General features: G+C 57.0%; 3 protein-coding genes. All 3 read left to right on the top strand.

Annotated elements, in window-relative coordinates:
- Positions 1 to 1,710, top strand: a 1,710-nt coding sequence (locus H6F43_RS00035) for an iron uptake porin (protein ID WP_347272346.1), incomplete at its 5' end; no start/stop codon positions are given.
- Between the two features lie 43 nt (positions 1,711 to 1,753).
- Complete coding sequence (locus H6F43_RS00040; protein WP_190340002.1) at positions 1,754 to 2,923, top strand: sugar ABC transporter substrate-binding protein; 1,170 nt, start codon at positions 1,754 to 1,756, stop codon at positions 2,921 to 2,923.
- Positions 2,923 to 3,593 (top strand): ATP-binding cassette domain-containing protein (locus tag H6F43_RS00045; protein ID WP_242025196.1); only part of this gene is annotated, 671 nt, incomplete at its 3' end. The genes H6F43_RS00040 and H6F43_RS00045, both read left to right, overlap by 1 nt.

Below are 3,593 nucleotides of genomic sequence, written 5' to 3' on the forward strand. Positions count from 1 at the left end.
CAAACGTTTTTACTCCTGAGTCCGGTTGTGTTAGCGATGAGTGCTGCCAGTGCGTCAGCCGCGATCGCAGAGGACCAACGAACTCCCACACCGATTAAAACAGCGTTAGTCGCCCCCAGTCCGTCTGGGGCGTCTGCTAAGCCAGCGGACGAATCTGAGCCTGCCAACTTGTCTGCACCCGTCCAATCAGCTCCGGAGGTTAACCGCTTAGTTGCTCAAGCTGAAGACATGGATCAGGTGACCTCGGTGTCGCAACTGTCCGATGTCCGACCGACCGATTGGGCGTTTCAAGCGCTACAGTCGCTGGTCGAGCGCTACGGCTGCATCGTGGGCTACCCCGATCGCACCTATCGAGGCAACCGCGCCCTGACGCGGTATGAGTTTGCAGCAGGACTGAATGCCTGTATCGATCGCATCAACGAGCTGATCGCTTCTGCAACCGCAGATCTGGTCCGCAAAGAGGATCTAGTCACCTTGCAGCGGCTCCAGGAAGAGTTTAGAACCGAGTTGCTTACGCTACGCGGTCGGGTGGATGCTTTAGAAGCCCGCACGACGGAGCTAGAAGCTAATCAGTTCTCCACCACAACCAAGCTAAACGGCGAGATCGTGCTGGGCTTGATCAGCGTGCTGGGCGGCGATCGAGCAGATGGAACCGAGGCTGATCGCGTTCCTACCTTGGGCTACCGCGTTCGCTTGAACTTAGATACCAGTTTTTCAGGTCGAGATCTGCTCACCACTCGTATCCAAGCGAGTAATGTGGTGCCTTTGGGCGGCAGCACGTTCAACGGTGGCGGTGTAGGTCCGCTGCAAACAAACGAGGGACGCATCGAATTTGACGGCGACAGCGGTGGCTCTGCGGGAATTGGACTGCTGCGCTACCGCTTCCCACTGACCGAGAATACCGATGTCTACATTGCTGGAACTGGAAACGGCTTCGTCGATGTGGACGGTTCCTCCCAGCTCAACCCTTACTTCGACGGCGGCTCGGTTTCCCTGTTTGGGTTGCGGAACTCAATCTACAACTACTCCTATGGGGCTGGAATTGGGATTCGGCACTTCTTCGGCAACATCGCAGAACTCAACCTGGCCTATCTGACGCCAACGGCAAACAACCCGTCAGCCGGACAGGGACTCTTGGAAGGTCAATATGCGGCGGAGGCACAGCTTATTTTCAATCCTCGCGGCAACATCCGCGTTGGCTTGACGTACATCAACGCCTACCGTCCCTTCCCAGAAAACCTGGGACCGAACGACACCTTTGCGCTCGTTTCTACGGGCAGCAATTTGGCGAACGCTAACTTTGGTCGTCCTGTCAGCGTCAACGCCTTTGGCGCCACTGCCACCGTAAACTTCAGCCCAAATCTGGCGCTGTCTGGCTGGGTTGGCTATGCCCAGCAGCGCTACATCGGTCGAGGCGACGGCGACGTTTGGCACTGGGCCGTTGGTCTAGCCTTTCCCAATTTGGGAAGACCGGGCAACTTGGGCGGCATCATCGTCGGCATGGAGCCGAAGCTGACCGGAATCGATTCTTCGGTGAATGGGGGCGCGATCGATCGTGACACCTCCCTGCACGTTGAAGGCTTCTACCGCTACCGAATCAGCGACAACGTTGCCATCACGCCCGGCGTGATTTGGCTCACGGCTCCGAATCACGATGCCCGCAACGACGATGTGTTTGTGGGAGTGGTGCGGACGGTGTTCTTCTTCTAGCAAATCGCTTTTTTTACTGACTCGACGTTTCATCAATCGACTTATGAATACGCCATTTCAACTTCGCTCAGCAGTTCCCTTGGCGGGACTGCTGCTGCTGGCAGCGTGCAGCAACAACGCGGCAACGAATTCGGGTAACAATGCGGCTGGGACCAACCAAGCTCAAGACGCCGCGGCAAAAACCTCCACGTTTACGGCTGCAAAGGGCTGCAAGAACATTGCCGTGATGCTACCAGAGTCCGACTCTTCGGCACGGTATGAAGCGTACGATCGTCCACTGTTAGAGCAGGAGATTAAGCGAGCGCTACCCGGTGCGACGATTCAATACGCCAACGCCAACAACAACGCCGATACGCAGCAGAATCAGGCGGATGCAGCACTGACCAAAGGGGCGTGCATCATGGTTGTGGACCCGAACGACAGCGACAAAGCCTCGGTGATTGTGCAAAAGGCAAAAGCGAGCAATGTTCCGGTGATTGCCTACGATCGCCTAATTCAAGACCCCGACATCGCGTACTACGTGTCGTTCGACAACGTGCGCGTTGGGCAGCTACAAGGGCAGTACATTTTGGACCAGTTTCAGAAAGGCAATTATGAGTTGAAGCCAGGGGCAAAACTGGTGATGATCAACGGCTCCCAAACTGACAACAATGCGTTGCAGTTCCGCGAAGGGGCAATGAACGCCCTTCAGCCTGCGGTCAGCGACAAACGTCTAAACCTGGTGTTTGACCAGTACACGCCCAACTGGGATAACGGTCGCGCCCAATCGCTGATGGAGGGCATCCTGACGCAGCAGCGCAACGACGTGGACGTGGCGTATGTGGCGAATGACGGCATGGCGAACACGGTGATTGCAGCGCTGCGATCGCAAAAGCTCAACGGCAAAGTGCTCGTTACCGGACAGGACGCCACCCTAACCGGGATTCAGAACATTCTGATTGGCGACCAAGCCATGACGATTTACAAGCCGATCGTCAAAGAAGCCCAAGTGACGGCGCAGTTGGTTGCTGCACTCAGCAACGGCACCGATCCGGGGTCCGTGGTAAACGGTAAAACCGCGCTGAAAGGCGGTGGCGAAGTGCCATCGGCACTGGTGACGCCGATCGCTGTAGACAAAACTAATGTCGCCTCGACGGTGATCGCGGATGGTTTCTTGACCAAAGATCAAGTCTGCAGCGGATTACCCACAGGCGCAGGAGGCGTGTGCAACTGATGTCTACTGAAATGGGCGATCGTGCCGCGCGGGGCGAAGCAACGTCTCGTCCCCGCTTCGAACTTCGCAACATCAACAAGTCCTTCGGCGGCGTCCAAGCGCTCAAAGACGTGGATTTTGAGGTCTACGCGGGTGAAGTCGTTGGACTGGTCGGCGACAACGGCGCAGGCAAATCCACGCTAATTAAAACCATGTCGGGCGCATACGTGCCCGACAGCGGCGAAATTCTGATCGACGGACAGCCCGTCACGATCGGCAGCCCACAGGAGTCCACCCGACTGGGCATTGAAACCGTGTATCAAGATCTAGCGCTGTGCGACAACCTGGATGTGGTCGGCAACCTGTGGCTGGGTCGGGAAGCGTATCGCACCGTGATTCCTGGACTGCTGAAGGTGCTGGACGAAACTGAAATGGAGCGCCGCACGATCGAGGTGCTGCGGACGTTAGATGTGAAAATTCCCTCGGTGCGGCGTCCAGTCGCCGCGCTCTCTGGGGGACAGCGCCAGTGTATCGCTGTTGCTAAGACGATTTTGCGCCAGCCGAAAGTGGTACTGCTAGACGAACCCACCGCTGCCCTCGGCGTTGTCCAAACCCGCCAAGTGCTGAACCTAATTCTGCGCTTGAAGGAGCAGGGTCTTGCCGTTGTGGTGATCTCGCACAACTTGCACGA

The sequence above is a fragment of the Leptolyngbya sp. FACHB-36 genome (assembly GCF_014695955.1).
In the GTDB taxonomy this organism is placed as follows: domain Bacteria; phylum Cyanobacteriota; class Cyanobacteriia; order Leptolyngbyales; family Leptolyngbyaceae; genus FACHB-36.

What these genes read in the sequence shown, in the direction of transcription:
- H6F43_RS00040 (WP_190340002.1), top strand. Translation starts at nt 1,754, where the DNA reads ATGAATACGCCATTTCAACTTCGCTCAGCAGTTCCCTTGGCGGGACTG.